1 protein-coding gene is annotated in these 389 nt (G+C 33.9%); it reads right to left on the bottom strand.

Annotation, left to right across the window (positions count from 1 at the left end; translation table 11 throughout):
• Positions 1-137: 137 nt before the first annotated feature.
• Positions 138-320, bottom strand: coding sequence for a hypothetical protein (locus PL9214_RS33170; RefSeq protein ID WP_072722823.1), 183 nt, complete (start codon positions 318-320; stop codon positions 138-140).
• Positions 321-389: the final 69 nt, after the last annotated feature.

Genomic DNA, 389 nt, shown 5'->3' with positions numbered 1-389 from the left:
TCCATACTCCCTTTCTAACAAAACTTGTAAATCAGACAATCTTAACCAATCTCTTTCCCTTAATTCTTCAATAACTTTCTGTTTATCTTCGGGACTTAGATAGCCTTTTCTTCCTTTATATTGGAGTTTTAAACTCTCTACTCCTTCCACAAGAACCCGATTTTTCCACTGGCTAATAAATCCTTTATAACTTGTAATAAGTCTTGAATTTCCCGGTAGGCTTTCCCTTGTAATTTGAGTTTGACAGCGATCGCTCTTTTAATTTCTCTAGGATCTTTTGTCTGATTGATAAAATTGTCTATTTCGTTGATTAGATTCATTTTCCGTTGCCAGCTTTGGAGGATTATTGCTAACCTTACATTTATTATAACTCATTTGGAAGTGCTATA

Source organism: Planktothrix tepida PCC 9214, from assembly GCF_900009145.1.
Taxonomy (GTDB): Bacteria; Cyanobacteriota; Cyanobacteriia; order Cyanobacteriales; family Microcoleaceae; genus Planktothrix; species Planktothrix tepida.
Note: the sequence above shows the minus strand (reverse complement) of the source record. Positions and strands in the feature narration are given on the sequence as shown.

Excerpts from the sequence above, each read along its gene's own strand:
- PL9214_RS33170 (WP_072722823.1), bottom strand. The coding sequence starts at position 320 with ATGAATCTAATCAACGAAATAGACAATTTTATCAATCAGACAAAAGAT.